Below are 23,178 nucleotides of genomic sequence, written 5' to 3'. Positions count from 1 at the left end.
AATAAAAATTTAGTTATGTAAAATCCCATGTTTTTATGTGGGTAAGACATACTATCCACATAAACAAAAAGAAAAAACAAAATGAAAATAGCTAATTAGCAAAAATCTAAACCAAAAGTTTTATAAAAATCAAGTATAAATTGATACAAATACTTTGTAGGTTTTGAAGATTTTTATATATAAAAAGACGATAAGCCCACCCCGCAGGGTAGACTTATCGTCTTCGGGGCTTTCTAGATTCTGTTTGCAGAATTAAAAAACCTATACCAACGCATTGATAGCGTAGTCGATGTAGGAATTAGCTTCTAAAGCTGCATCTCCGCTCAAACCATGATTAGCCTTGATGTACTTCAAAGCTTCAACATACCAGCTAGGAGCAAGGTCAAAAGAGCGGTTGATTTCGGTCAAACCACTGATGAGGTACTCATCCAAAGGACCAGTGCTGCCAGCAATTAGACAGTAGCTGATGATACGGACATAGTAGCCAATGTCACGAGAACACTTTGCTTTACCACGAGCGCTAGAAGCGAAGTTGTTACCTTGTTGGGTGGTGGTGTAAGGGAATTTTTGATATACAGCGTTTGCTGCACCTTCAGCCAAGCTGGAAGCCTTAGCACTCAAAGTCTTTGCAGCATCAAGGCTAGCTGCTGCGGTACGCAAGCGACCAAAAGCTGCTTGCATTTCAGGTACGCTGATATAACGACCTTGAGAATCGGCTGTAGCAACTGCTTCGGTTAAAGGAGTCTTCATGTTTAATGTACCTCTAAAAAGTTATGTGAGATTAAAAAATGGGTCAGACAAAAAGAAAATTGAGCAAAAAAGAAAGTAAATTAAAGTTTTAGTCAGCTTTATAAATTGATTTCTAACAGTCAATTACATAAGCTTGAAAAAAATTTAGCCTACTGCTGCTGCTGCCTTGTCAAAATAGCTAGCTACTTCAGCGATAAGAGCGCTACAATCGCCACGGGTTACGCCATTAGGATCGTTAGCAAGTGCGATCGCGGCTGCCTTCATCTTCTCAATGCTTACGGCAACGGATCCACCAGGTACGCCCAATGCGCTGTAGGTTTCACGCAAACCATTGAGGCAACGATCTTCCAATACGCTTGCATCGCCAGCATAGATAGCGTAGGTAACATAACGAAGGATGATGTCCATATCGCGCATACAAGCAGCAATACGACGATGAGGATAAGCGTTTCCACCAGGAGTAATCAATTGAGGCTGATCTTCAAATAGTGCGCGAGCAGCATCTGTAACGATCGCAGAAGCGTTTGATGTAATACGGTTAACAACATCCAAGCGCTTTGTGCCATCAGCAACCAATTGCTTCAAAGCATCGATTTGAGAATCGGCAACGAAAGTACCGCGAGTGTCTGCCTGAGCAACTACTTTAGTAAAAGCATCTAGCATTTAAAGAGTCTCCTTTTTATTAATTAAATATATAAATCGAGAATGATTCCGAGCCTTTCTATTGTTTGGAGTATTTATTTTGCGAAATATCCAATCCAAGAGAATCCTAAAGGGTCAATTGATTAAAGCGATAACCAAGCTTCTCAATTTACTTAATGGAACTCAACCTCAACTTTTTAAGTTGTTTTGGGTTCAGTGGCTTTTGGATTGAATTGATTAAAACAACTAATTTGTGCAGATTTTGTGCAATCAATCAAAAGGTAGAGATCAAGTTAAATTAAACTTACAAAGAATATCTGTAAACCTCTATCTAGCAAGGTATCTAAGCGTTTACACCTAATCGTTAAATGTGAACCTATCGTTGCATTTGGTTTCATTTCTTTACAATATAAAGATTAGTAACAAACTTGTATTTTGATTGTTTTAACTATATTGATTTGCTGAATCTTTTGCTGAATCTAAATATAGGGATGTAACTTAGTCATGCCCTATTTTTTCTTTTTATATGGTTTGCAAAAGTTTGCTTCTAGGTAAACTTTTGTTAAGAGTATTGGAGGGTAGAAATCTTTACATTTATTTATGTTCTTAGTAAAAGAGGAGAGATGCAAAGCATCTCTCCTCTTTTACCGTCAGTTCGGATTAAGTTGGCAAATTTTCAAATACCAAAAGCAAAATTTTACTTTTGGTATTTGAGAGAGGGTTTGCTACGCAAACCCTCTCTCAAATACCGTTTCAAATTATCCCGAACGCGAGTTCTTCTACTAAACGTAATCAAAAAGCATCGTTGTCATATAGCGCTCTGTCCATTCGCTACCAAAGGACTTTTCGAGTACCCGTCGCGTTTTATCATTTTGTTGTTGCTTTTGACAGTAATAGCGATGTCCATCCCGAATCTTACTAATTTCCTCAGAAGTAGTGAAAGGTATTGTGGCGACTGCTAGTTGACAATGCAAAGTTAAAATTGATCGCACTCTGTCAAGAAAATCTGACTCTTCGCGATCGCCCACGGGACGAACAAATAAACAAAATTCTGAGAAGATATCGCCCCATTGTGGCAATTCGCGAGGTTGCTGGAAATTGACAACAGGTAAATTAGATAAAGCTTGGTGATACTTGGTTGGCAAAGCAAAGGCGGGATAAAGAGGAGATAGATCGGCGATCGCTGCACTAATTCCTGCACGCCCCCCAACTAAGTCGGCTCCAAAGATAGGAATGTCATACTCAGGATTAGGAAACATGACACAGTGCAGAATGTCTAACCCATTGCCTACCTGTGCAAGTTCTAAATGCAACTTCCGAAACTGGGGTGTACTATAACAATAATTTTCAATTACTAATTTCTCACCTTCCAATGCTCCTTCCACATAACCGAGATCCTCTGGAATTTGGTAGGGGGATAAATCTAAATTTTCGCGCCATACAGTTTCAATACAATTAGCTAAAGTATGAATTAAAGGATATTGTTGCTCACGTAGAGGAGCTTTTAAAGTTTGAGTCATGCAGATTTATCTCAAGTTAGTTTTAAAAATAATTATTTAAGTAATTATTCTCTCATCGTCCGATGTCATAACTTACTATAAAATAAACCCAGATTGTAGTGCCGCTCGCCACGCGAGCGGCACTACAATCTGGGTTATAAGCATACTAAAGCTTATAAGGGTTTTGCATTAGTTTTAATCTGCTTCCAAGCGAAAACTACAGATTGCAATTTGTTGGGCAGTCCGTTTTGAGAAATGTCGTTGTATTGAAATGTCCCTTCTTTGCTGCTGATGGTGTAGGTAATGTAATCTGCTGCGCCTCTAGGTGCGGGATAGCTAAGATTGTTGAACTTAGCTATATTATGTTTCTGCAACAATTTTTTAAACTGTTTTAATTGCTCCACAGACACTTTACGAACACTGCGTTCTGAATCATTCGTATCCCCAATGCGTATACGGTTTAAAGTTCCGTCATTGAGCAAAACTGTTTGATAGGTGGCTCCCGTAATACCACCACTAGATATCTCTCGAAAAATTACCGCACGTTGTAAAGGCTCTGGCAACTGATTTTGCGGGATAACAACAGGCTTGATTTCAACTTTTTTACTGCTGTAATCAGTGTTAATAGGATCGGCAAAAGCAGGAAAATTATGGATAAAGGTTAAGCTACCACTTATAGATAGGATGGTGGTTAATGCTAAAGAAGTCGCAATTTGATTGGGTAAGATATTAGCAGCTTTTAGATGAGAAAGTTTTGACATATGTTGTGAGGAGTTTCAGGAGTACCTACGGATGACGGGACATTGTTTGTAATAGTTCCAATTGATCTTATTAAACGGGACGCTGACTTAAATTAATCATTTTTGAGAAGTTAGCGATCGCACTGTAGCTATGACATGATTAGCGACTGTTTCTATCTCATTAAAGGTATTAAATCTACCTATTCCAAACCGAATGGAAGCATAGGCTAAATCTTTGGAATGACCTAGAGCCATGAGAACATGGGATGGTGCAGTTTTGGCAGCAGTACAAGCAGAACCCGATGAAACCGCTACAATTGGTTGCAGAGATTTCATCAAGGCTGATCCATTGATCTTTGAGAAACTCACATTCAGGTTTCCTGCAAGGCGTTGAGTGGGATGTCCGTTGAGCATAATGCCATCAAGTTCGCCCAATCTTTTCCATAGATGTTGACGTAGAGTTAATGTTTGTTGCTGTTCTTCAGATTGAGATGCGATCGCAATTTCTAGAGCCTTCGCAAACCCCACAATTTGTGGTGTATAAAGAGTACCTGAACGCATTCCCCGCTCATGTCCACCGCCATGTAACTGGGGGGCAATGTTCACTCGCGGATTGCGACGACGTACATATAACGCTCCAATACCCTTTGCCCCATAGATCTTATGGGCAGTGAATGACATCAAATCAATATTCATTGCCATCACATCAAGGGGGATTTTACCGATCGCTTGAGCAGCATCGCTATGAAATAAAACTTGGCGATCACGACAAATTTGTCCAATTTCAGCGATCGGTTGCAAGATCCCAATCTCATTATTTGCTGCCATTACCGAAATTAAAATCGTATCGAAACGAATCGCTGCTTCTAGTTCCTGTAAATCAATCAAGCCATCGGGTTGAACGGGTAAGTAGGTAATCTCAAAACCAAGGGATTCTAAATAAGCACAGGGATCGAGAATCGCACTATGCTCTGTTTGCACGGTGATAATGTGTTTGCCATTGTGATGATAGGCTTCAGCAATACCCTTGATCGCCAGATTATTCGATTCCGTTGCACCACTGGTAAAGATAATTTCTTCAGGTGTTGCATTAATAGAATTGGCAATTATCTCCCGTGCCAATTTGACTGCGGCTTCTGCCTCCCATCCATAAAAGTGACCAACACTAGCGGGATTGCCAAAGGATGCGGAAAAATAGGGAAGCATCGCTTCCAACACTCGTTTATCGACGGGAGTTGTAGCATGGCAATCAAGATAAATTGGTCTTTTCATATTATTTACATGACAACACAGAAATGGAATAAATCTCCCTCTGTTGCAATTTTCTCAACTTTGGATATGCAATCATCTAAGTCTTCTAGCAGCTCTTCGGAGAGATGCTCTTTGCCTTGCTCCAAAAGACTGACAAGCTCAGACTCATTACTCGCCACATATTCGCGTAAAGCTCTCAGCATTGGCAAAGCTTCTGAGGGATTAAACCACGATGCTCTATCTATCAATACGTCTTCATCAGGAAATTCCTCATCCTCATCTTCAGACATATTTAAATCAAAATCCATCCAGTCGAGAAATGAGGAAAGCTTTGATAATCCCAAGCGATCGCAGATAGAGTCAAGTTTCTCTACGGCATAAAATAGGGCTGAATGATCCCAGTCATCACCTTCCGTTGTTTTGTTCTTACTTAAGACCCAGATTGTCGTTCCCATTAATCCGCTCCTATTAAAAAACAATAGCCATCTGCTTAGCAGACGGCATATTCTTCACTATTTGTTGACACGATTTTTTAAGTCAGCGATAGATGCTAACCAATCTTCATAGTCCTCAGTTTCCTGCCATAATTCGTTTAATTCAGAATTATCGCTGAGAATACACGCAATCGCTAAATGGGCTTTGTGAACTAGATCGGTTGATGGCTGAATTTTGTTATTTTTCACCCACTGATCCAGCCTCTCGGAATAGGCACTCCGCTTGCCCCAATTGCCTTGCAATCTTGCAATGACTTCAATCGCCGCGATCGCCTCAGTAGCTTCTGAGGATTCCACCCCTTCTTCACCAGAGTTAAGCACTACGTCAAGAGCAGCTTCTACTAACGAGAGATCATTTACTTTTTCCAGTTCATACGTCCAATCACAAGCATCATCGTTACCAAAAGCATCAACAGCCCAAGTTCCCATAAATTTCAACTCATCGTTTGTAAAAATATGTAGCAATTTTCTAGAACTTGCTTAAAGTCAGATAAAGGAATATCTAAAGTTTGTTCGTTTTCAGCAAACTCATTCCAGATCGTTACTCTTGTAGAATTGATTTTAAGCCCATAGGCATTACCCACCCCTTCTAGTCCATTGCGATCGCCTATTTCAATTTCTTGGATTGTTTCCAAAAGATCTGCACAGACTCCGATAACACCTTGCACTTCCGTCTCAAAGTATTGACCGAGCAGTAAATACTGTGCGTCAGTATCAGCCTTGAAGTAGCCTTCCGCATCTCTATAAAACTGAATATTAATCATCGGCGATAGATGGGATAAGCGGTGGTAATTGTATTTGTCGTTTTGTTGTAGTAACCCTCGATTTTGAGCCCACTTGGAGAAGTACCTTGCCAAGGTTCCTTGTTTTTATTTGCCGATGCAAAAGCACCCTGAATTTCTGTCAAAACTTGTGCCTGAGACCAGCGATCGGGGAAAAAAGTAGAGCTGGATAATTTGCTGACCCATTTACCCGTATTTAGATTGCGAATTTCAACGCGACCTATATATACACCTTGCGTATTCGGCATACCTGTGAGCTTGACCATTCTCGCATTAGCAGTATCCTTACCATTAGGTCGGTGGTGATAGCCGACTGCTAATCCCTTACGATTGATTTCTCCTTCAAAAATGTGCTTTTGATTAATTGTGAGTGGCTTCGCGACTGGGGCTTTGGCAATGGTCGTATTTGAAGTCTGGACAATCATCGCCGCAGGCTTGGTTGGTAGCTCGGCAACTTGAGGGTTGAGGAAACCTGCGCTAAATATTGCCCCTAGTGATGCAAAGCCAACGGCTAATTTAGAGATCATGGGATTTGCCATAGTTTTGCAGCTACTCTAAAAAATTGGGTGAAAAATTGAGATAATCAATGGCGCAATTTACTTAGGTTTTATGATAAGTCATAGAACCTTAACCATTCAATACAAATCCAATACAAATAAGGAAAATTTTAAACTGTGGCGATCGCAAACCAATACGGCTATTACACCGAAGATTATCGGGAATTTGTGATTACAAATCCGCGCACCCCGCGCCCTTGGTTTAACTATATGTGGAATAGCCAGTATGCAGGGCTAATTTCCCATACAGGTGGCGGCTTTAGCTTTTTGGAATCGCCACGGGATAACCGCATCAGTCGAATGCGCTATAACTGTCTACCTTGGGATCGCCCCGGACGTTATGTGATGGTCAAAGATAGTGCAACGGGGAAATATTGGTCACTGAGTTGGGCTCCGACGATTGATTTGAACTATGACTTTTATGAATGTCGGCATGGTCAGGGCTACACAAAGATTACCACGGAGATTAATGGAATTCGTGGGGAAATTACTTACTTTGTGCCGACAGATACCAATGCGGAAGTTTGGCGCGTGAAGTTAACGGAACTTTCTGGACAAGCCCGTGATTTAGAGATTTATTCCTTCTTGGAATTGTTGATGGGCAATGCTCTCAATGATCAAATCAATCAGCCCAATGATAAGCATTTTACAGATATACATTTTGATCAAGATTTGCAAGCTCTAGTCGCTACGCGCCGCTATTGGGTGTTGAATAAGGGAGTTTCGGTTAAGCAACCAAATATTGATTGGAAGTATCAGATTTATTTCTCGCAAAGCCTGCCGATCTCTGGCTTTGATAGTAGTCTTGATACTTTTATCGGCAGATGGCGATCGGAAGCCAATCCTGTTGCCGTGGAAACAGGGGTGATGCAGAATACGGAGATTACGGCAGGTGATCCTGTGGTGGCTTTGCAGTCGAAGATTAGCTTGGCGGCAAATAGTTCTGTGGATTTTGCGGTGACTTTGGAGATTGCACCAAAGGGAGAAAGTCCCGCCCTCACCCCCAGCCCCTCTCCCGCAGGAGAGGGGAGCAAGATTATTGAAATAGTTGATAACTATTTCAGTAATTTAAGACAAAAATGGGATCAGCATTTGTCCTGTGTGCAGGTGCATACGCCCGATGAAGCCTTTAATGCGATGATCAATGTCTGGAATCAGTATCAGGCGGCTGTCACCTTTGATATGGCGCGAAATTCGGGCTATTATCACGGCGGATTGCTGTTTGGTACGGGAATGCGCGATCGCTTTCAGGATATTCTGGGCGTAGTCATGGTCGATCCTGCACGAGTGAGAGAAAGATTGATTAAAGCGCTGAACTTCCAATTTAAGGATGGTTCCACTTTACATAATTATTTTGTCCTAACCAATACAGGCGAACGCACTAACCATTCCGATACGCCTTTATGGATTCCCTTTGGAATTGTCGAATATCTCAAGGAAACTGGTGATTTTTCAATTCTTGAAGAAGTCGTTCCCTATCATGATGAGACTTCAGGCACAGTCTATGAGCATTTGGTAAGGGCGCTAGACTTTGCGATCGCCAATACAGGCGAAAGAGGAATGCCGCGCATTTTCACAGGGGATTGGAATGACACTCTCGACCATGTCGGCGCACAGGGTAAAGGCGAAACCACTTGGGGCGCATTTTTCTTGGGCTATGTGCTGAAAAAATCTCTGCCCGTCTGCGAACAGCAAGGCGATCGCGCCGCCTTAGATCGTTTCCAAAAGTTCTATGAGCATTTGCGCCAAGTGACCAATGATGTCTGTTGGGATGGCGAATGGTATTTACGCGCCTTCCGTGACAATGGCGAACCCATCGGCGTATCGAGTGCAACTCAGGGCAAAATCTTCCTCAATGCCCAATCATGGGCGGTAATTTCGGAACTTGCACCAAGCGATCGCGCTGACCGTTGTCTAGCAAGCAGTCGTGAATATCTCGCCACACCTTTCGGAATGCAAATCGTCGCGCCATCTTTTACGGAAATAGATGATACTGTTGGGCTAATCAGTCGTTGCGTCCCTGGGAAGAAAGAAAATGGCGCAGTGTTTAACCACGCTTCCTCATGGTTTGTGCTAGCTTCTCTTCTCAATGGTGATACGGAATTTGCTTGGGAAATCTATCGCCGCATGATGCCGATTAATTCCTCACAGGCGACTGAGGCAAAATGCGATCGCTTTGAGACTGAGCCATACGTCTATCCTGAATATGTCACCAGTCCAGATCACGAAACCCAAGGTCAGGCAAGCCATTCATGGCTCACAGGTACAGCCGTATGGATGCTTCGTATTGGTATTGATTACATCTTAGGTTTCCAGCCCACATTTACAGGGATGATCATCGATCCCAAAATTCCGAGCGAGTGGTCTGGATTTACGGCAGAGCGCAAGTTTCGCGGCAAGACTCTCTCACTTACAGTGACTAATCATAGTGCTGTGAAACAGATGCTTGTTAATGGTCAGGTTGTGGAAGGGAATTTTATCGATCTTGCTAAATATGACGGTGATGAAATTGCGATCACTGTGACTCTTTAAAATTCGATGTTGAGATCTCTGGCTTTCCTAAAAGTTGGGGATCTCGGATGACATAGCTTTGTATTAAAGCCCTTCGTAAAGCCCCGACTTTTTGTTGTGCAGCTTAGTCGTACCACAAAAAGTCGGCTTCTTCATTAAATAACGCGAGTTCGGGATAATTTGAAACGTTTTTTGAGAGAGGGTTTGCGTAGCAAACCCTCTCTCAAAAACTAAAAGTAAAAGCCTTGCTTAGCAAGGCTTTTACTTTTGGACTGTTAAAATTTGCCAGCTTAACCCGAACTGACGTTAAATAAGGATATTAAATGTTGTCTGAGGTGACAACGTTAACTAATATTAAGGAAACCCGTAAAATCTGCTTAGAACAAGTTAAGCAGTTTAAAAATAATTTAGGGACTAGCAGTAAAATAAAGAACCGATTTTTTGTGGCGCGGCTTTGCCGCGCCACAAAAAACTGGTTCTTTATTAAATCGCAGAACCCTTATAGGCTATTTGATAAAACATAGAAACGAAAAGCAATGGGAAAACCGACAGGATTTATTGAGTACCTCCGCGAAGCACCGTCTGAACTACCACCAAGCGATCGCATCAAAAATTGGGATGAATTTCATCTGCATATGCCCGATGAAAAGCTTCGCAATCAGGGTGCACGCTGTATGGACTGTGGTACGCCATTTTGTCATACAGGCAATCTCATTAGTGGCATGGCAAGCGGCTGCCCAATCAATAACCTCATTCCCGAATGGAACGACTTGGTATATCGCGGACTATGGCGAGAGGCTCTGGATCGTCTGCATAAAACCAACAATTTCCCAGAATTTACAGGTCGTGTTTGCCCTGCCCCCTGCGAAGGTTCCTGTGTCTTGGGGATCACCAACCCACCTGTAACGATTAAGAATATTGAGTATTCCATCATTGATAAGGGTTGGGAAGAAGGCTGGATTGTTCCTGAACCACCTGCTAAACGTACTGGCAAAAAGGTTGCTGTGATTGGCTCAGGCCCCGCAGGATTAAGTGCCGCAGCTCAACTGAACAAAGCAGGGCATTGGGTAACTGTATATGAACGCGCCGATCGCCCAGGGGGATTACTAATGTATGGAATCCCTAACATGAAATTGGACAAGCAAAAGGTGGTGATGCGCCGCTTGAATATCCTCGAACAAGAGGGGGTAAAGTTTGTCTGTAATACCGAAATTGGTAAAGATCTACCTGCGGAGACTCTGCTCAATGAATTTGATGCTGTAGTTCTCTGCACAGGAGCAACCAAACCTCGCGATCTCAGCATTGAAGGGCGTGAACTTAAGGGAATTCATTTTGCAATGGAATTTCTCACTGCAAATACTAAGGCAGTTCTCAATGGTCAAGCTGGTGATGACTTCATCTCGGCACAAGGTAAAGATGTCGTGATCATTGGTGGTGGTGATACAGGAACCGACTGCGTTGGCACTTCAATTCGTCATGGCTGCAATAGTGTTGTCCAGCTAGAAATTATGCCTAAGCCTCCTGAAACTCGCGCTAAGGACAATCCTTGGCCAGAATGGCCCAAAGTCTACAAGATGGACTATGGACAAGAGGAAGCGAGTGCTAAGTTTGGTGACGATCCTAGAGCTTATATCACTACTGCGACTAAGATTGAAGGAGACGAAAACGGTCAGGTCAAATCTGTTCACACCGTGCAAGTGCAATGGGAACGCAATGAAAAAGGTCAGTTCATTCCTAAGCATGTAGCTGGCACTGAGAAGGTAATTCCTGCTCAATTAGTTCTCTTAGCAATGGGCTTCCTTGGTCCTGAGCAACCTTTACTTGATTCTCTTGGTGTGGAACGTGATCCCCGTAGTAATGTCAAAGCGAATCATGGTCAATTCACCACTAGTCTTCCCAAGGTATTTGCGGCGGGAGACTGCCGTCGTGGTCAAAGCCTTATTGTTTGGGCAATTAACGAGGGTCGTGGTGCTGCCCGTGAATGCGATCGCTATCTGATGGGTGATACAGATTTACCCTAAATCAGTTTCGTGACAAGGGGCGTAAGCCCCTTACCTGTAATAACTCAAGGAACAAATTATGGCAAGCAATGTTTCGGTTTCTCCTGAAATGGTGTATGAAAATCTCAGCAATCTCGATCAGGTAGACCTCACTACTAGTGCCGAATATCGCGAAATGGCACAGCAAGTTCTCGCTGATTCCCATATAGATACGGGTGTTCGTGAAGCGATCGCGGATCGACTTAATCAAGCTAATCAGCAATTGATTAATACAACAGTCAGCAAAACCGATAGCTATTAAAAAGTTCCATCTTTAGCAAACCCAGATTTAGTGGGCTGACCGCTACGCGGTCAGCCCACTAATCCTATGTATAGGTCACAAAATCTAATAATCGATGGGCAAGTTCTAATTTAGAACAAAGGGGTGTGGAAAGAAACTTGCCATTTTTATTAATAAAGGTAGCTTGGTTCGTATCCGTACCAAAACCAGTTTGGGAACTATTAACAGCATTAGCGGCGATCGCATCTAGCCCTTTGCGTTCTAATTTATCTTTTGCTGCAATCACCACTTCCTGCTCTGTACCAGTTTGCGCGGCAAATCCCACTAAGATTTGGTTAGGACGTTTACGGCTAGCAAGATCAGCCACAATATCGGGAATATATTCGAGTTCTAGATTTAAGGGTAATTCTGATTTTGGGAACTTGCGATCGCTGGTTGTTTTAGAACGCACATCACCAACTGCTGCTGCTGCGATCGTAATATCAGCGCTAGGGAATTCTGCGAGCATGGCTTGGTGCATTTCTGTGGAAGTGCGAACTTCCCTCACCCCCAGCCCTTCTCCCATAGGGAGAGGGAATTTAGATGTAGTGATGAGGGTGACTTTTGCGCCACGATGGATTGCAGCTTTGGCGATCGCAATTCCCTGCTTACCTGTCGATGGATTGCCAATAAACCTTACAGGATCAATAAATTCGCGAGTTCCCCCTGCATTAACTAAAATATGCTTCCCTTTCAAATCCTGTTTGCCTTTTGTAAACAAGAAAGATTCTAGATATTCTAAAATTATTTCTGGTTCTGCCATTCGACCAGTACCCACAGCATCACAGGCGAGAATACCATCCGTCGGTGCGATCGCTGTATAGCGAGAATCTTGTAATAATTTCTGCCAATTCTCCTGCACAGTGGGTTGTAGCCACATCGTTGTATTCATCGCTGGGGCAAAGAGAATTGGACAGTTGGACGCAAGAACAGCATTTGTGAGCAAATTATCTGCCATGCCATAGGCTAGCTTCGCTAAAGTATTTGCAGTCACAGGCGCAAGCAAAAATACATCTGCCCATTCTGCTAGCTCAATATGTAGAGGTCTTCCATTTGTCGGCTGCCAAAAGTCAGCATCAGTATAGGCAGGTTGGCGCGAAAGGGTCGCAAAGGTAAGTGGCGTAACAAATTCGGCTGCCGATCTTGTCAGGATTACGCGAACTTCAACACCACTTTTCGCTAAGCTGGAAACTACTTCACAAACTTTATAGGCGGCAATACCTCCAGAGATTCCAATTAATACATGATTCATAGTCTTGGTAAAGTTGGTTTTATAATTCGATAGAATTCATCAATTTGCAAAGTCATACTAAATAAACCAACAGACTACCTTTACCCAAAACCCTAGCCAAATCAGAAAGCAGATCGATACGTTGGGAAGTACCATGACCTAAATAATTGTCTTGAATTTCCGCCAAACCCTGAGTCGCAATATCATCTGTCTTATCCTTGATATACCTCCGCAACACCTCAAGATTATCCCAATAGAACAATTGATTTAGCATAAATACTTCATTTAATAGCTATATTTGATTTACGTTATCATAAAGGCTAGATAGTCTTAAAATTTGCGACTTAAAAAATATGCTCACTGCTATTGACATCGGCACATTAGTAACTCGCACTAATGACAAAGGAAACATCCGCCCCATGATTACAGGCACAAAAACATCAGTAAGTAGAATTGTAGTCTTGTATAAACAAGGTGCAGATGCCGTTGAAATTTCCCGCCGCATTAGTCATCTCAACCTTGCTCAAGTTTATGCCGCCCTAGCTTATTACCATGCCAATCGCGATGAAATTGAAACAGAGTTGGCAGAATCCGATGCAGAATATTGGCGATTAGCAGAATTACATAGCTCAAAAGCTGAACTGATTTACAAATGAGCAAGATATTACTTTACATTGACGAAGATTCAATGGATGAGGATTTTGTGCAAGCTTTGCGATCGCGTAATGTCGATGTGTTGACTGTTGCTGATGTCGGAATGCTACATAAATCAGACGAAGAACAGTTAGAGTGGGCAAGAGAAAATCATCGAGTCATCTTTAGTTTTAACACCAGAGATTTTTATCGATTACATACTGCTCTTATTGAACAAGGTTTGTCTCATGGTGGAATTATCTTGGCTCCCCAACAGCGATATGGAATTGGTGACTTGATGCGTGGAGTATTAAAGTTGATTAACACCAAATCTCTAGAAACTATGCAAGGACAAGTAGAGTTTCTAAGTAACTGGATTAACTAAAAGTTGTCTTTCAACTCCATGATATTTCGTCATATATTACATCCGACTATTCAATACACTTTGTTTCATCTAGGCTGTAAAAATTTGCTCAGGAGTTAGCTTTAACTCGTTAAATAGCAAAGATTTAATTATTTCATCACCTTGATACAATGTTTCTTCGTATAGCCCATCTTCAAGCAATAAAACTGTCACTTTGTGATCGCTAAAATCAATAATCCAATATTCAGGAATCTCGATCGCATTGTATTCTGCTCTTTTCTTGCGATAGTCAATATTGCGAGTACTATCGCTAACGATTTCTACAACTAAAAGTGGAACCGAATCAGTTAATACTGCCTCACGAAATCGCATATCCTGCCACTGATCAGATGTAATCACTACCACATCAGGAACCCGACAGGTTATTTTGCCACCGACTCGCCCCGTTTGCACCGCAATTAAATCTTGCTTAGAAACTAAAGGTAACTGTAAACGTTGAATCTCTAAACGAAAGTTATCATTGACAAATTCACTCATGCCGCCATGAATTCCTGTAGGCTGCGCCATCGCTACTAGTTCTCCATTTACTAATTCATACCTTGTATCTGTTCCATCATCGTAAGCAAGATATTCTGCCAGTGTGAGCAAAGGGCTTGCAACAATCATAGTCACGTTCTCCTGAACGATAAGTTAACAGAGCCTAGTTACTCTTTGTCTTTTTAATGCATTTTCAATGTCTTTTCAATTTTACAATAAACTCTATGGTTGATTGCTAAATTCAGAGTTACTGACGATTTCCTGCGATCGCAAATCAATTTCAGCGACTTTGAGTTTATTGGAAGAGGTATATAAAACCGACAGCCGATTATTTTTAATTGCGGAATAACCGTTAAATCGATCCACCTGATCGATCAACACTTTAAAGCTCGTACCTGCGGCGTTAGCGATCGCAATTTGTTTCTGATCGCTATCATTGATACGTTTATCGTTATTGGTGTCTTTATCTACTAACACATACAGAAAGGCAGCTACAGGAACTTGCTTCTCTTCAGTATTGGTATTCACAATAGAATTATTGACAATGGGATTGCCATTTGCTGCTAAGGCGATCGCAGATAGGAATAGTCCTTCACTTTTGGGACGCAACCAATAGGAGCGCTTTTGATTAGGGTCAAAGAACATATAGTTTTGGATAGAACTAGATTCTTTGGAACCTGCCCTGTAGTCATAGTCTTGAATCAGATATAGCGGCGCTTGCAGGATTTCTGAGCCTGCGATCGGTGTAAATGTACCAATTTCTGTCTTTGCCTTAATTTGCTCATTTTTCGAGATATTAATGACACTATCAACTCCTCTAGTTCTCGTAGCTTGTACGATGACATAAATTGCTGAGGCTGATAATGAGAGTGTCGCCAGAAGTCCAGCCATCAAAATAATGACAGCATTAATACGCCAAATATAGTGAAAGATTCGCCGTGATTTCATATTTATTTCTAATTTAACTTGAGATATACGATAGGAGCGCTAAACCTAATAATTTCCACAAAGACTTGCAATGCAAGCCTTTGAAATGTAATAACTAGGGCGCAACGTAGCCTTGAATATTCTCAGGACGTAAGGGACGCATAATTTGATTCGCACGGACGACCTGTTGATCTGTACCTTGGACAACGATTAGGTATTTGCCTTCCTCAAGACGATTGCGGAGAGGCACAGAATCACTGCTAGTAGCAACGCCAACACCGCCACCGATAAATATGCTGCCCATCGCGCCACCAAATGCACCGAGCAAGCCACCGACTAGATGATTGCCGATGCTGCCAGCCCAAGCAAAGGTATGTAAGTCGGTAACGAGACTAAACCCGATGCCGGCTAAAAAGCCAAAGGGAACTAGCCAATAGGACATAAAAAAGGCTTGTTTGCGACCTTGGACAAGGGGATCGATAAAACCAAATTCTTCGGCACTTTTGTAGCCTTTACCCAAAATCGAAATTGCTTCCATCGGAAAATTAGCCGCTTCTAGCTGGGTATATACCTCTTCAGCCTTCAAGCGATCGCTCCAAACACTAACCAAATAATTCATATACTCTTAATATTTTTAGATATTATTAAAATCGATTAACTGCTGAGCAATATCGTAATCTTAATTTTGCCCTTATTAGCCTTACTCAGCTAGATTAGGAAAATAGAGTTAGGGCGCAAAGTGCCTCAACTCTATTTTGAATATCATCTTCTTGAACTATGACCTTGCCAATTCTTTACTCTTTTCGACGCTGCCCCTATGCAATTCGGGCAAGAATGACGCTTGCCTATGCAGGGATTGCTTACGAACTGAGGGAAGTTTCGCTCAAAAACAAACCCAAGGAAATGCTAGAGATTTCGCCTAAGGGGACAACCCCAGTAATGCAGGTTTTTAAGGATGTTGAGAACTCTGATCAAGATTCTGATCAAAGTTTTTTAATTCTTGAAGAGAGCTTGGACATTATGAATTGGGCTATCCAGCAAAATGATCCCTGTAATTGGCAAAATCTAACGGACGCAGATTTGGCGATCGCTCAACAATTAATTAAAACTAATGATGGCGAGTTTAAGAAGGCTTTAGATCGCTATAAATATCCCAATCGCTTTCCTGAGCAATCACAGGAGTTTTATCGTCAACAAGCCGAAGAAGTTCTGCAAGTCTTAGAGAATCAACTTCAGCAAAATAATTTCTTGATTGGCGATCGCCAAAACCTTGTAGATATGGCAATTTTCCCTTTTGTGAGACAGTTCGCCTATGTAAATATCGATTGGTTTAACTCTAGCCCTTATACCTATCTCCAAAAGTGGCTCCATTGGAATGAAACCAGCGAAATCTTCGAGTTTGTCATGCAGAAATTTCCTATATGGACACCAGACCAAGAAAAAATTGCAATTTTGCGCTAGAAAGCCCTCACCCCCAGTCCCTCTCCCATTGGGAGAGGGGAAATTTTCCCTCCTCCTCTACCTCTGGGAGAGGGAGCTGGGGGGTGAGGGCAATTCGGTATAAAATAAAGTTGAATGAATATGGAGCTAATCGAATGAAACCCCTTGCCCTTTTGAGTGTTTCTGATAAAACAGGACTACTCGACCTTGCCCGTGAGCTATCCACCACCTACAATTTTCAGCTAATCAGTAGCGGTGGCACAGCAAAGGCAATCAAGGCGGCAGAGCTTGAAGTTACTAAGGTTTCTGACTATACGGGAGCACCAGAAATTTTGGGCGGACGGGTCAAGACTTTGCACCCACGCATTCATGGTGGCATTTTAGCGAGACTCGACCTGCCCGAACATCAGCAAGACTTGAATGATAACGCCATTCAGCCAATTCGGATTGTGGTCGTGAACCTCTATCCATTTGAAGAAACGATCGCCAAGCCTAATGTCACCCTCGAAGATGCGATCGAAAATATTGATATTGGGGGACCTACTCTGATCCGCGCTTCGGCAAAAAATTATAAGCATGTGGCTGTACTGTCCAGTCCTAGCCAATATGCCGAGTTGCTCGAAGAACTTAAGTCGAACAATGGTGAGACGACTCTAGAGTTCCGCAAAAAATTAGCAGTTGCCGCCTTCAAACATACCCAGTCCTACGACACGGCGATCGCTAAATACTTGAGTGATGATTTAGTCTCGAATCTGGTCAGTCTCGAAGAAAAATCTACCAATACACTTTCTTCTTCCTATACTTTGTTATGCAACAATCCTAAGCCCTTGCGCTATGGTGAAAATCCTCATCAACCCGCCACATGGTATCAAGTGGGAGCAACTCCTAAAGGTTGGTCAGCCGCCCAACAATTACAAGGGAAAGAACTCAGCTTTAATAACCTCCTCGATCTTGAAGCAGCTCGTAGCATTATTGCCGAATTTGGGGATGATCAGCCTGCTGCGGTGATCATCAAGCACAATAACCCCTGTGGCGTAGCGATCGGCTCAACCATTGCCGAAGCCTACCAAAAAGCCTTTGAAGCCGATTCTACTTCTGCTTTTGGTGGTATCGTTGCCCTCAATCGTCCTATTGATGAAGAGACAGCCCAACTTCTCAATAAAACCTTTTTGGAATGTGTAGTTGCGCCTGCCTGTGTGCCTAGTGTAGCGGCAATTCTTAGCAAAAAGCAAAATCTGCGAGTACTAGTTCTATCCGATTTCCATCAAGGTTCCCATGAAACTGTAAAAACGATCGCAGGGGGAATGCTCGTCCAAAGATCCGATGATGAATCGGTCAAGCCTGACACATGGAAAGTCGTCACCCAAAAGCAACCCACCCCAGAACAGTTACAGGAATTGATTTTCGCTTGGAAAGTAAGCCGTCACGTCAAATCCAATGCGATCGTCATTACTAAAGACTCCACCACCATCGGTATCGGTGCAGGGCAAATGAATCGCGTCGGTTCTGCGAAAATTGCCCTAGAGCAAGCAGGCGAAAAGGCTCAAGGTGCATTTCTCGCTAGCGATGGCTTCTTCCCCTTTGATGACTCGGTGCGGACTGCGGCGGCGGCGGGTATTACGGCGATCGTGCAACCAGGGGGCAGTTTACGTGATGCTGACTCGATCAAGGCAGCCGATGAACTTGGCTTAGTAATGATACTTACTGGTGTTCGTCACTTCTTGCATTAAGGCATGTAGGATGAGTGGCGCGAAGCGCCACTCATCTGATTTTAAGTGCGATCGCGGGATGGTGGTTTTGGTTGAGAACTAGGAGAAGGACTGGGAGAAGGTGATGAATTTTGAGTTGAAGGAGAGGGGGAAGGGGAAACCGTAGGAGCAGGTGTGGGCTGTGGTTCAGGAAGAGTTGGTATCTTAGAAATTAATTCTTCAGGATGGCTAGGGGGAATACCTTCTGTGACAATGATATCTTCGATCACAGTCTTGACAATGGGAGCAGCTACCGTAGAGCCGAAGGCATCGGAACCAACGGGTTCATCAACCACTGCTAGCACCACATAGCGAGGATCTTTGGCAGGGAAAGTACCAACAAAGCTGGTGATCTTTGTATTGGCATAACCGCCACCAGTAGATGATGCTTTTTGAGCAGTACCCGTTTTACCTGCAATCCGATAACCAGGAATGCGTGCAGGTAAACCTGTGCCTTTTTCCACCACATTAGTCATCATCTCTATCACCTTCTGAGCAGTGGTTGGGGAAATGATTTGGCGAGGAGTCGGTAATTTGGGCTGATAGTACTCTTCACCCTCTTCATTGATCAGTCCTTTCACTACATGAGGTGTGAGTAATTTACCGCCACTAGCCAAAATGCCGTGGAGCTGCACCATTTGAATGGGAGTAAGTGAAAATCCTTGTCCAAAGGCAGCAGTTGCAGGCTCAATCACATACTCATTGAATTGTTCTTGAGGCTTGAGAGTGCTTGGCGTTTCCGAGGGTAAATCCACACCCGAAATATCACCTAATCCGATCCGTTCTAGCCAACCATAGTAAACCGATGGCTTCATGCGTTGGATGATATGTACCATACCCACGTTGCTCGATCGCTCGAGGATTTGACTAATGCTGAGGGGACCAACTGCGCCGACTTGTTCATAATCAAAGTTAGCTACTGGCCAACCACCGATAGTTAAAGCTCCTTCGTCATTAAATACGGTGTCAGGCTGAATGGCTCCTGCTTCGATGGCGATCGCCACATTGATTGGCTTAAAGGTAGAACCGGGCTCATAAAGATCGGAAACTGCCCAGTTTTTAAAGAGTTTGACATCAGCTTCATAATAGCGGTTGGGGTCATAGGTTGGTTCGGTAACGAGTGTTAGTAGACCACCATCCCTAGCATCCATGACGATAACTGAGCCACGCTTAGCATTAAACTTGACCATTTGCTGCTTCAGAACTTGCCTTGCAGTGCGCTGAATCCGCGAGTCAATGGTCATTTGCAAGCTAGTGCGATCGCTACGGATCATCCCCGCAGGTACACGGTTGGGGATTAACTTGCCATTGCCATCCTGAGCAACCGCAGGAGTTTGATCGGTGCGTTCTAATAATTTTTCTTGACTAAGCTCGATACCCGCTTGACCGCGATGATCAACATTGACATAGCCGATTAGTTCGGCGGCGAGATCCTGTTGGGGATAGAGGCGATGACGCTGTTGGATTAGCTCTAACCCTTCTATCTGTAAGGCATAAATGCGATCGGCACTTTCTTCCGATAGCCAATATTCGACTTGAATAGAAGTAGTATCGCGACTGAGGATACTCACTAACCTTTCTGGCGATTTTCTCAGGATTGGTGCAAGTTTTGTCGCAATTTCCGTAGTAATTTCTTCAAAGCTCTTCTTCTTGGGATCTTTGCCAATATCTCTGTTATTTTTCTCAAATAGATGGGGATAGGCAAATAGGGTATAGACAGGACGATCTAAGGCTAAAACATTACCCTTGCGATCAGTAATCGTGCGACGGGGAATAAATGGGCGTAGCGTAAACATTTGTTGCTTACGCGCCTTGTCTAGCAGGTCGGGCGAGGTAATTACCTGTAAATAAACTAAGCGCACAATTAATCCCAGCATCGATAGCGCCAAAATGATCCAAATTAGGACAGTTCGGCGCTTGAATAGATTAATGGTGGCAAGATCCTTGGGAAGAAAAGATGGAGTCATGAAAGTTCTTGACAAAGTTGGCGGAAGCGATCGCCGCGTTGCTCAAAGTTAGCAAATTGGTCAAAGCTTGCACATGCAGGCGAGAATAGCACAGTTGGCAAAGGCTGGCTAGGGTGATTATGGGCGCGGTTGTGAGCAATATGGGCGGCTTGCTTGACAGCGCGTTCGAGGGTTTCCACAATCTCATAATTCTTAAACCCTGCATCCTTGAGCATTTCTGCAAATAAAGGTGCAGCTTCACCGATTAATAAAACAGCGATCGCTCTTTGGCGAATCTGCTCTAACCATGCATTAGCATCGCCCTGCTTCGGCTGACCACCCGCAATCAAGACCACAGGTGGTTTCACGGCGCGTAAGCCCACTTCCGCCGCATCATAATTTGTTGCCTTGCTGTCATTGATGAAAGCGATCCCCTCATAAAAGCGAATATGCTCTAGGCGATGGGGTACACCTTGAAATGCAGATATAGCTTGATCGATATGCTCTGAGGCAATGCCTGCTAATTTTGCCGCCGCAACAGACATTAATAAATTCTGGCGGTTATGGCTACCCAATAGAGTCCAATGGGAAATTGGAAAAACGGGTTCACCGCGAAACTTGACCCAACCATCATGGATACAAGCTCCATCGGCGATCGCTTCTACCACTTGATCATCAATGCCCGTCCATATTGCTTTTGGCCACATCGCCGCCCCAAAATTAAGCAAAAAGGGATCGTTACCATTGAGGACAATGTGACTAGAGGGGTCAATCAACTTTGCCTTGATATCTCGATAGTTCTCAAGGGTATAGTGGCGATTGAGGTGATCGGGGGTAAAGGTTGTCCAGATCCCGATATGGGGTTTGACGCTTTGCGATGACTCGATCTGATAGCTGCTTAGTTCCGCAATGATCCAGTCAGGCTGAATTTGTTGATGTAATACTTGCAGCGCAATCTCACAAGCAGGTAGACCGATATTGCCACAGGCGATCGCCTTAAGCCCTGCCGCTTGAAAAATGGCTGCCGTCAAGGATGTAACCGTAGTTTTGCCATTGGTTCCTGTGATCCCCACCCAAGGAATATGCTTGAGATAGCGCCATGCCAACTCGATCTCGCCAATGGTATCCAGACCTAGCGATCGCGCTTGCTCAACCTCAGGACGATCCCAAGGCACACCCGGACTGACGGCTACTAGATCTACGGGTTGGCTCGTCTTAATTAAATTCTCAAAGTCGGGAAAGCCTCCAAGTTCAATGGCAATGCCCTCAGCCTCTAAATCAAGCTTGCGCTGTTCGAGGCTAGGACTGGCATTACTATCACTAACTATCACCTGCCAACCATCAGCCTTGAGTAGCTTAGCAGCAGAAATTCCCGACTGTCCCAGTCCCAGTACATACGCTTGAGGCATTGCGATCGCTTGATATAGAGGTTTATTAAAAATTTAATAATAAACGATACAGGATCATGAGTGCCAAAGATCTGACAACCGTGCTTTGCACGGTTGTCGGAGCCTTAACCAGGGGGCCAGTCTAGGGAGCGACCACCTAAGACATGAATATGTAGATGAAAAACGGTTTGCCCTGCTTCTGCACCATTATTGGTGACTAGACGAAAACCAGTTAAGCCTTCTTGAGCTGCAACTTTACTTGCCACAAGTAGCAAATGTCCTAGCAGTGATTGATCTTCAGTGGTTGCTTCTGAAAGTTTCACAATCGGCTTTTTCGGAATTACGAGGAAATGGACAGGTGCTTGTGGATTAACATCACGAAAAGCAAGGGAAAGCTCATCTTCATACAAAATCGTGGCAGGAATTTCCCGCTTAATGATTTTGCTAAAAATAGTGTCACTCATCTTCAAACTCTAAAATCATTTTTGCTATGGTGACACAAAGCGAACCCAAAAATGAGAGAGGGGGCTAAGCCCCCTCTCTCATTTACAATTCGTTAACAACTGAGCCTGTAAATACTAGTTTTGCAGGGCCTGTCATCAAAATGCGATCGCTTTCGGCTGACCAAGTAATCTTGAGATCGCCTCCAGGGAGATTTACGGTGCAGGTGCGATCGCAGAGATCATTTAAGACTCCTGCAACGACGGTGGCACAGGCTCCTGTTCCACAGGCGAGGGTTGCGCCAGCGCCACGTTCCCATACGCGCATTTTGACATAGCCACGATTGACGACTTCCACAAATTCAGTATTTGTACGATTAGGGAATACGGGATGATGTTCAAAGAGAACGCCGATTTCGGCTAAGGGAATACTATCAACATCATCCACAAAGGTCATGCAGTGGGGATTGCCCATACTTACAGTGGTCACATTCCAAGTTTTGCCACCGACTTCGAGGGGAAGGTTGACTACTTTTTGATCGCTTTCGCCCAAAGTGGTGGGAATCTCGGCAGCAGTCAAAAATGGCTTGCCCATATCTACAGTTACCTGTCCATCAGCATCCATTTGAGGCACGATCAAGCCTGCACCTGTGTGAATGGGATATTTGCCGTCAATGGTGGGGATTCCCAAATCCTGCATAAATTTACCTAAACAGCGAATTCCATTCCCGCACATTTCTGGTTCGGAACCATCGGAGTTATAGATTCGCATCCGATGTTCGCCATTATCAGCATTTAGCAAGAAGATTACGCCATCTGCACCGATGCCAAAATTGCGATCGCACCATTTTTTTGATTGCTCTGGTGTGAGGATTGGCTCAGCGCTATGACGGTTATCAATCAATACAAAGTCATTACCTAAGCCGTGATATTTACTAAATGCGATCGCCATGAGTTGTTTCGGTATATTTTAAGAATT

At 43.4% G+C, this 23,178-nt stretch carries 25 protein-coding genes; 7 read left to right on the top strand and 18 right to left on the bottom strand.

The window, feature by feature from the left end; genetic code table 11:
• Positions 1-261: 261 nt before the first annotated feature.
• The 9 genes from cpcA to NMG48_RS18805 all read right to left on the bottom strand — a co-directional run bounded on the left by cpcA (position 262) and on the right by NMG48_RS18805 (position 6,697).
• Positions 262-750, bottom strand: a complete 489-nt coding sequence (gene cpcA / locus NMG48_RS18845; protein WP_271252961.1) for a phycocyanin subunit alpha — start codon at positions 748-750, stop codon at positions 262-264.
• 144 nt (positions 751-894) lie between these two features.
• Positions 895-1,413 (bottom strand): phycocyanin subunit beta, encoded by a 519-nt coding sequence (locus tag NMG48_RS18840; RefSeq protein ID WP_126386508.1) that lies wholly within the window; start codon positions 1,411-1,413, stop codon positions 895-897.
• Positions 1,414-2,174: 761 nt separating this feature from the next.
• A complete protein-coding gene (locus NMG48_RS18835; RefSeq protein ID WP_271252960.1) occupies positions 2,175-2,912 on the bottom strand; it encodes a phycocyanobilin:ferredoxin oxidoreductase in 738 nt (245 codons plus the stop codon).
• Between the two features lie 152 nt (positions 2,913-3,064).
• Positions 3,065-3,652, bottom strand: coding sequence for a hypothetical protein (locus NMG48_RS18830; RefSeq protein WP_271252959.1), 588 nt, complete (start codon positions 3,650-3,652; stop codon positions 3,065-3,067).
• A 96-nt stretch (positions 3,653-3,748) separates the two neighbouring features.
• Positions 3,749-4,903, bottom strand: a complete 1,155-nt coding sequence (locus tag NMG48_RS18825) for a cysteine desulfurase family protein (RefSeq protein ID WP_271252958.1) — start codon at positions 4,901-4,903, stop codon at positions 3,749-3,751.
• A 5-nt stretch (positions 4,904-4,908) separates the two neighbouring features.
• A complete protein-coding gene (locus NMG48_RS18820) occupies positions 4,909-5,337 on the bottom strand; it encodes a hypothetical protein (RefSeq protein WP_271252957.1) in 429 nt (142 codons plus the stop codon).
• A gap of 57 nt (positions 5,338-5,394) precedes the next feature.
• On the bottom strand, positions 5,395-5,805 hold the full coding sequence (locus NMG48_RS18815; RefSeq protein ID WP_271252956.1) for a DUF4259 domain-containing protein: 411 nt from the start codon (positions 5,803-5,805) through the stop codon (positions 5,395-5,397).
• 5 nt (positions 5,806-5,810) lie between these two features.
• Positions 5,811-6,140, bottom strand: a complete 330-nt coding sequence (locus NMG48_RS18810; protein WP_271252955.1) for a YacL family protein — start codon at positions 6,138-6,140, stop codon at positions 5,811-5,813.
• Positions 6,137-6,697 carry an EndoU domain-containing protein gene (locus NMG48_RS18805; protein ID WP_271252954.1) on the bottom strand — a complete coding sequence of 187 codons (561 nt, stop codon included), beginning with the start codon at positions 6,695-6,697 and terminating at the stop codon, positions 6,137-6,139. The genes NMG48_RS18810 and NMG48_RS18805 overlap by 4 nt, the downstream gene beginning before the upstream one ends.
• A 135-nt stretch (positions 6,698-6,832) precedes the next feature.
• On the opposite strand from NMG48_RS18805, the gene NMG48_RS18800 reads away from it, so the two are divergent.
• The 3 genes from NMG48_RS18800 to NMG48_RS18790 all read left to right on the top strand — a co-directional run bounded on the left by NMG48_RS18800 (position 6,833) and on the right by NMG48_RS18790 (position 11,527).
• Positions 6,833-9,247: a GH36-type glycosyl hydrolase domain-containing protein gene (locus NMG48_RS18800; RefSeq protein WP_271252953.1), complete on the top strand. Its 2,415-nt coding sequence runs from the start codon at positions 6,833-6,835 to the stop codon at positions 9,245-9,247.
• Between the two features lie 515 nt (positions 9,248-9,762).
• On the top strand, positions 9,763-11,247 hold the full coding sequence (locus NMG48_RS18795) for a glutamate synthase subunit beta (RefSeq protein ID WP_271252952.1): 1,485 nt from the start codon (positions 9,763-9,765) through the stop codon (positions 11,245-11,247).
• Between the two features lie 58 nt (positions 11,248-11,305).
• Positions 11,306-11,527, top strand: coding sequence for a hypothetical protein (locus NMG48_RS18790; protein WP_271252951.1), 222 nt, complete (start codon positions 11,306-11,308; stop codon positions 11,525-11,527).
• A gap of 64 nt (positions 11,528-11,591) precedes the next feature.
• Here the strand turns inward: NMG48_RS18790 and coaBC are convergent, their stop codons facing one another.
• Complete coding sequence (gene coaBC, locus NMG48_RS18785) at positions 11,592-12,797, bottom strand: bifunctional phosphopantothenoylcysteine decarboxylase/phosphopantothenate--cysteine ligase CoaBC (protein WP_271252950.1); 1,206 nt, start codon at positions 12,795-12,797, stop codon at positions 11,592-11,594.
• Between the two features lie 52 nt (positions 12,798-12,849).
• The gene (locus NMG48_RS18780; RefSeq protein WP_271252949.1) at positions 12,850-13,050 is read right to left on the bottom strand and encodes a hypothetical protein; all 201 of its coding nucleotides are present in this window, start codon (positions 13,048-13,050) and stop codon (positions 12,850-12,852) included.
• Positions 13,051-13,129: 79 nt separating this feature from the next.
• On the opposite strand from NMG48_RS18780, the gene NMG48_RS18775 reads away from it, so the two are divergent.
• Positions 13,130-13,432: a DUF433 domain-containing protein gene (locus NMG48_RS18775; RefSeq protein ID WP_271252948.1), complete on the top strand. Its 303-nt coding sequence runs from the start codon at positions 13,130-13,132 to the stop codon at positions 13,430-13,432.
• The gene (locus tag NMG48_RS18770; RefSeq protein WP_271252947.1) at positions 13,429-13,794 is read left to right on the top strand and encodes a DUF5615 family PIN-like protein; all 366 of its coding nucleotides are present in this window, start codon (positions 13,429-13,431) and stop codon (positions 13,792-13,794) included. The genes NMG48_RS18775 and NMG48_RS18770 overlap by 4 nt, the downstream gene beginning before the upstream one ends.
• Positions 13,795-13,863: 69 nt before the next feature.
• Here the strand turns inward: NMG48_RS18770 and NMG48_RS18765 are convergent, their stop codons facing one another.
• The 3 genes from NMG48_RS18765 to NMG48_RS18755 all read right to left on the bottom strand — a co-directional run bounded on the left by NMG48_RS18765 (position 13,864) and on the right by NMG48_RS18755 (position 15,856).
• Positions 13,864-14,439: a Uma2 family endonuclease gene (locus NMG48_RS18765; protein ID WP_271252946.1), complete on the bottom strand. Its 576-nt coding sequence runs from the start codon at positions 14,437-14,439 to the stop codon at positions 13,864-13,866.
• A 93-nt stretch (positions 14,440-14,532) separates the two neighbouring features.
• Positions 14,533-15,258: a hypothetical protein gene (locus NMG48_RS18760; protein ID WP_271252945.1), complete on the bottom strand. Its 726-nt coding sequence runs from the start codon at positions 15,256-15,258 to the stop codon at positions 14,533-14,535.
• A 94-nt stretch (positions 15,259-15,352) separates the two neighbouring features.
• On the bottom strand, positions 15,353-15,856 hold the full coding sequence (locus NMG48_RS18755) for a hypothetical protein (protein ID WP_271252944.1): 504 nt from the start codon (positions 15,854-15,856) through the stop codon (positions 15,353-15,355).
• A gap of 158 nt (positions 15,857-16,014) precedes the next feature.
• On the opposite strand from NMG48_RS18755, the gene NMG48_RS18750 reads away from it, so the two are divergent.
• On the top strand, positions 16,015-16,698 hold the full coding sequence (locus NMG48_RS18750) for a glutathione S-transferase (RefSeq protein WP_271252943.1): 684 nt from the start codon (positions 16,015-16,017) through the stop codon (positions 16,696-16,698).
• A gap of 134 nt (positions 16,699-16,832) precedes the next feature.
• A complete protein-coding gene (gene purH, locus NMG48_RS18745) occupies positions 16,833-18,407 on the top strand; it encodes a bifunctional phosphoribosylaminoimidazolecarboxamide formyltransferase/IMP cyclohydrolase (RefSeq protein ID WP_271252942.1) in 1,575 nt (524 codons plus the stop codon).
• A 41-nt stretch (positions 18,408-18,448) separates the two neighbouring features.
• Here purH and NMG48_RS18740 read toward each other — a convergent pair whose 3' ends face one another.
• From NMG48_RS18740 to dapF, 4 genes are all read right to left on the bottom strand, one after another.
• Positions 18,449-20,392 carry a peptidoglycan D,D-transpeptidase FtsI family protein gene (locus NMG48_RS18740; RefSeq protein ID WP_271252941.1) on the bottom strand — a complete coding sequence of 648 codons (1,944 nt, stop codon included), beginning with the start codon at positions 20,390-20,392 and terminating at the stop codon, positions 18,449-18,451.
• Positions 20,389-21,780 carry a UDP-N-acetylmuramoyl-L-alanine--D-glutamate ligase gene (gene murD / locus NMG48_RS18735; protein ID WP_271252940.1) on the bottom strand — a complete coding sequence of 464 codons (1,392 nt, stop codon included), beginning with the start codon at positions 21,778-21,780 and terminating at the stop codon, positions 20,389-20,391. The genes NMG48_RS18740 and murD overlap by 4 nt, the downstream gene beginning before the upstream one ends.
• A gap of 104 nt (positions 21,781-21,884) precedes the next feature.
• Positions 21,885-22,223: a histidine triad nucleotide-binding protein gene (locus NMG48_RS18730; RefSeq protein ID WP_271252939.1), complete on the bottom strand. Its 339-nt coding sequence runs from the start codon at positions 22,221-22,223 to the stop codon at positions 21,885-21,887.
• An 82-nt stretch (positions 22,224-22,305) separates the two neighbouring features.
• Positions 22,306-23,151: a diaminopimelate epimerase gene (gene dapF / locus NMG48_RS18725; RefSeq protein ID WP_271252938.1), complete on the bottom strand. Its 846-nt coding sequence runs from the start codon at positions 23,149-23,151 to the stop codon at positions 22,306-22,308.
• Between the last annotated feature and the right edge of the window lie 27 nt (positions 23,152-23,178).

It is taken from the genome of Pseudanabaena sp. Chao 1811 (assembly GCF_027942295.1).
GTDB lineage: Bacteria > Cyanobacteriota > Cyanobacteriia > Pseudanabaenales > Pseudanabaenaceae > Pseudanabaena.
This window is presented reverse-complemented; position numbering and strand designations above follow the sequence as displayed.

Coding starts and splice junctions, on each gene's coding strand:
- cpcA (WP_271252961.1), bottom strand. CDS start 750: ATGAAGACTCCTTTAACCGAAGCAGTTGCTACAGCCGATTCTCAAGGT.
- NMG48_RS18840 (WP_126386508.1), bottom strand. CDS start 1,413: ATGCTAGATGCTTTTACTAAAGTAGTTGCTCAGGCAGACACTCGCGGT.
- NMG48_RS18835 (WP_271252960.1), bottom strand. CDS start 2,912: ATGACTCAAACTTTAAAAGCTCCTCTACGTGAGCAACAATATCCTTTA.
- NMG48_RS18830 (WP_271252959.1), bottom strand. CDS start 3,652: ATGTCAAAACTTTCTCATCTAAAAGCTGCTAATATCTTACCCAATCAA.
- NMG48_RS18825 (WP_271252958.1), bottom strand. CDS start 4,903: ATGAAAAGACCAATTTATCTTGATTGCCATGCTACAACTCCCGTCGAT.
- NMG48_RS18820 (WP_271252957.1), bottom strand. CDS start 5,337: ATGGGAACGACAATCTGGGTCTTAAGTAAGAACAAAACAACGGAAGGT.
- NMG48_RS18815 (WP_271252956.1), bottom strand. CDS start 5,805: ATGGGAACTTGGGCTGTTGATGCTTTTGGTAACGATGATGCTTGTGAT.
- NMG48_RS18810 (WP_271252955.1), bottom strand. CDS start 6,140: ATGATTAATATTCAGTTTTATAGAGATGCGGAAGGCTACTTCAAGGCT.
- NMG48_RS18805 (WP_271252954.1), bottom strand. CDS start 6,697: ATGGCAAATCCCATGATCTCTAAATTAGCCGTTGGCTTTGCATCACTA.
- NMG48_RS18795 (WP_271252952.1), top strand. CDS start 9,763: ATGGGAAAACCGACAGGATTTATTGAGTACCTCCGCGAAGCACCGTCT.
- NMG48_RS18790 (WP_271252951.1), top strand. CDS start 11,306: ATGGCAAGCAATGTTTCGGTTTCTCCTGAAATGGTGTATGAAAATCTC.
- coaBC (WP_271252950.1), bottom strand. CDS start 12,797: ATGAATCATGTATTAATTGGAATCTCTGGAGGTATTGCCGCCTATAAA.
- NMG48_RS18780 (WP_271252949.1), bottom strand. CDS start 13,050: ATGCTAAATCAATTGTTCTATTGGGATAATCTTGAGGTGTTGCGGAGG.
- NMG48_RS18775 (WP_271252948.1), top strand. CDS start 13,130: ATGCTCACTGCTATTGACATCGGCACATTAGTAACTCGCACTAATGAC.
- NMG48_RS18770 (WP_271252947.1), top strand. CDS start 13,429: ATGAGCAAGATATTACTTTACATTGACGAAGATTCAATGGATGAGGAT.
- NMG48_RS18765 (WP_271252946.1), bottom strand. CDS start 14,439: ATGATTGTTGCAAGCCCTTTGCTCACACTGGCAGAATATCTTGCTTAC.
- NMG48_RS18760 (WP_271252945.1), bottom strand. CDS start 15,258: ATGAAATCACGGCGAATCTTTCACTATATTTGGCGTATTAATGCTGTC.
- NMG48_RS18755 (WP_271252944.1), bottom strand. CDS start 15,856: ATGAATTATTTGGTTAGTGTTTGGAGCGATCGCTTGAAGGCTGAAGAG.
- NMG48_RS18750 (WP_271252943.1), top strand. CDS start 16,015: ATGACCTTGCCAATTCTTTACTCTTTTCGACGCTGCCCCTATGCAATT.
- purH (WP_271252942.1), top strand. CDS start 16,833: ATGAAACCCCTTGCCCTTTTGAGTGTTTCTGATAAAACAGGACTACTC.
- NMG48_RS18740 (WP_271252941.1), bottom strand. CDS start 20,392: ATGACTCCATCTTTTCTTCCCAAGGATCTTGCCACCATTAATCTATTC.
- murD (WP_271252940.1), bottom strand. CDS start 21,780: ATGCCTCAAGCGTATGTACTGGGACTGGGACAGTCGGGAATTTCTGCT.
- NMG48_RS18730 (WP_271252939.1), bottom strand. CDS start 22,223: ATGAGTGACACTATTTTTAGCAAAATCATTAAGCGGGAAATTCCTGCC.
- dapF (WP_271252938.1), bottom strand. CDS start 23,151: ATGGCGATCGCATTTAGTAAATATCACGGCTTAGGTAATGACTTTGTA.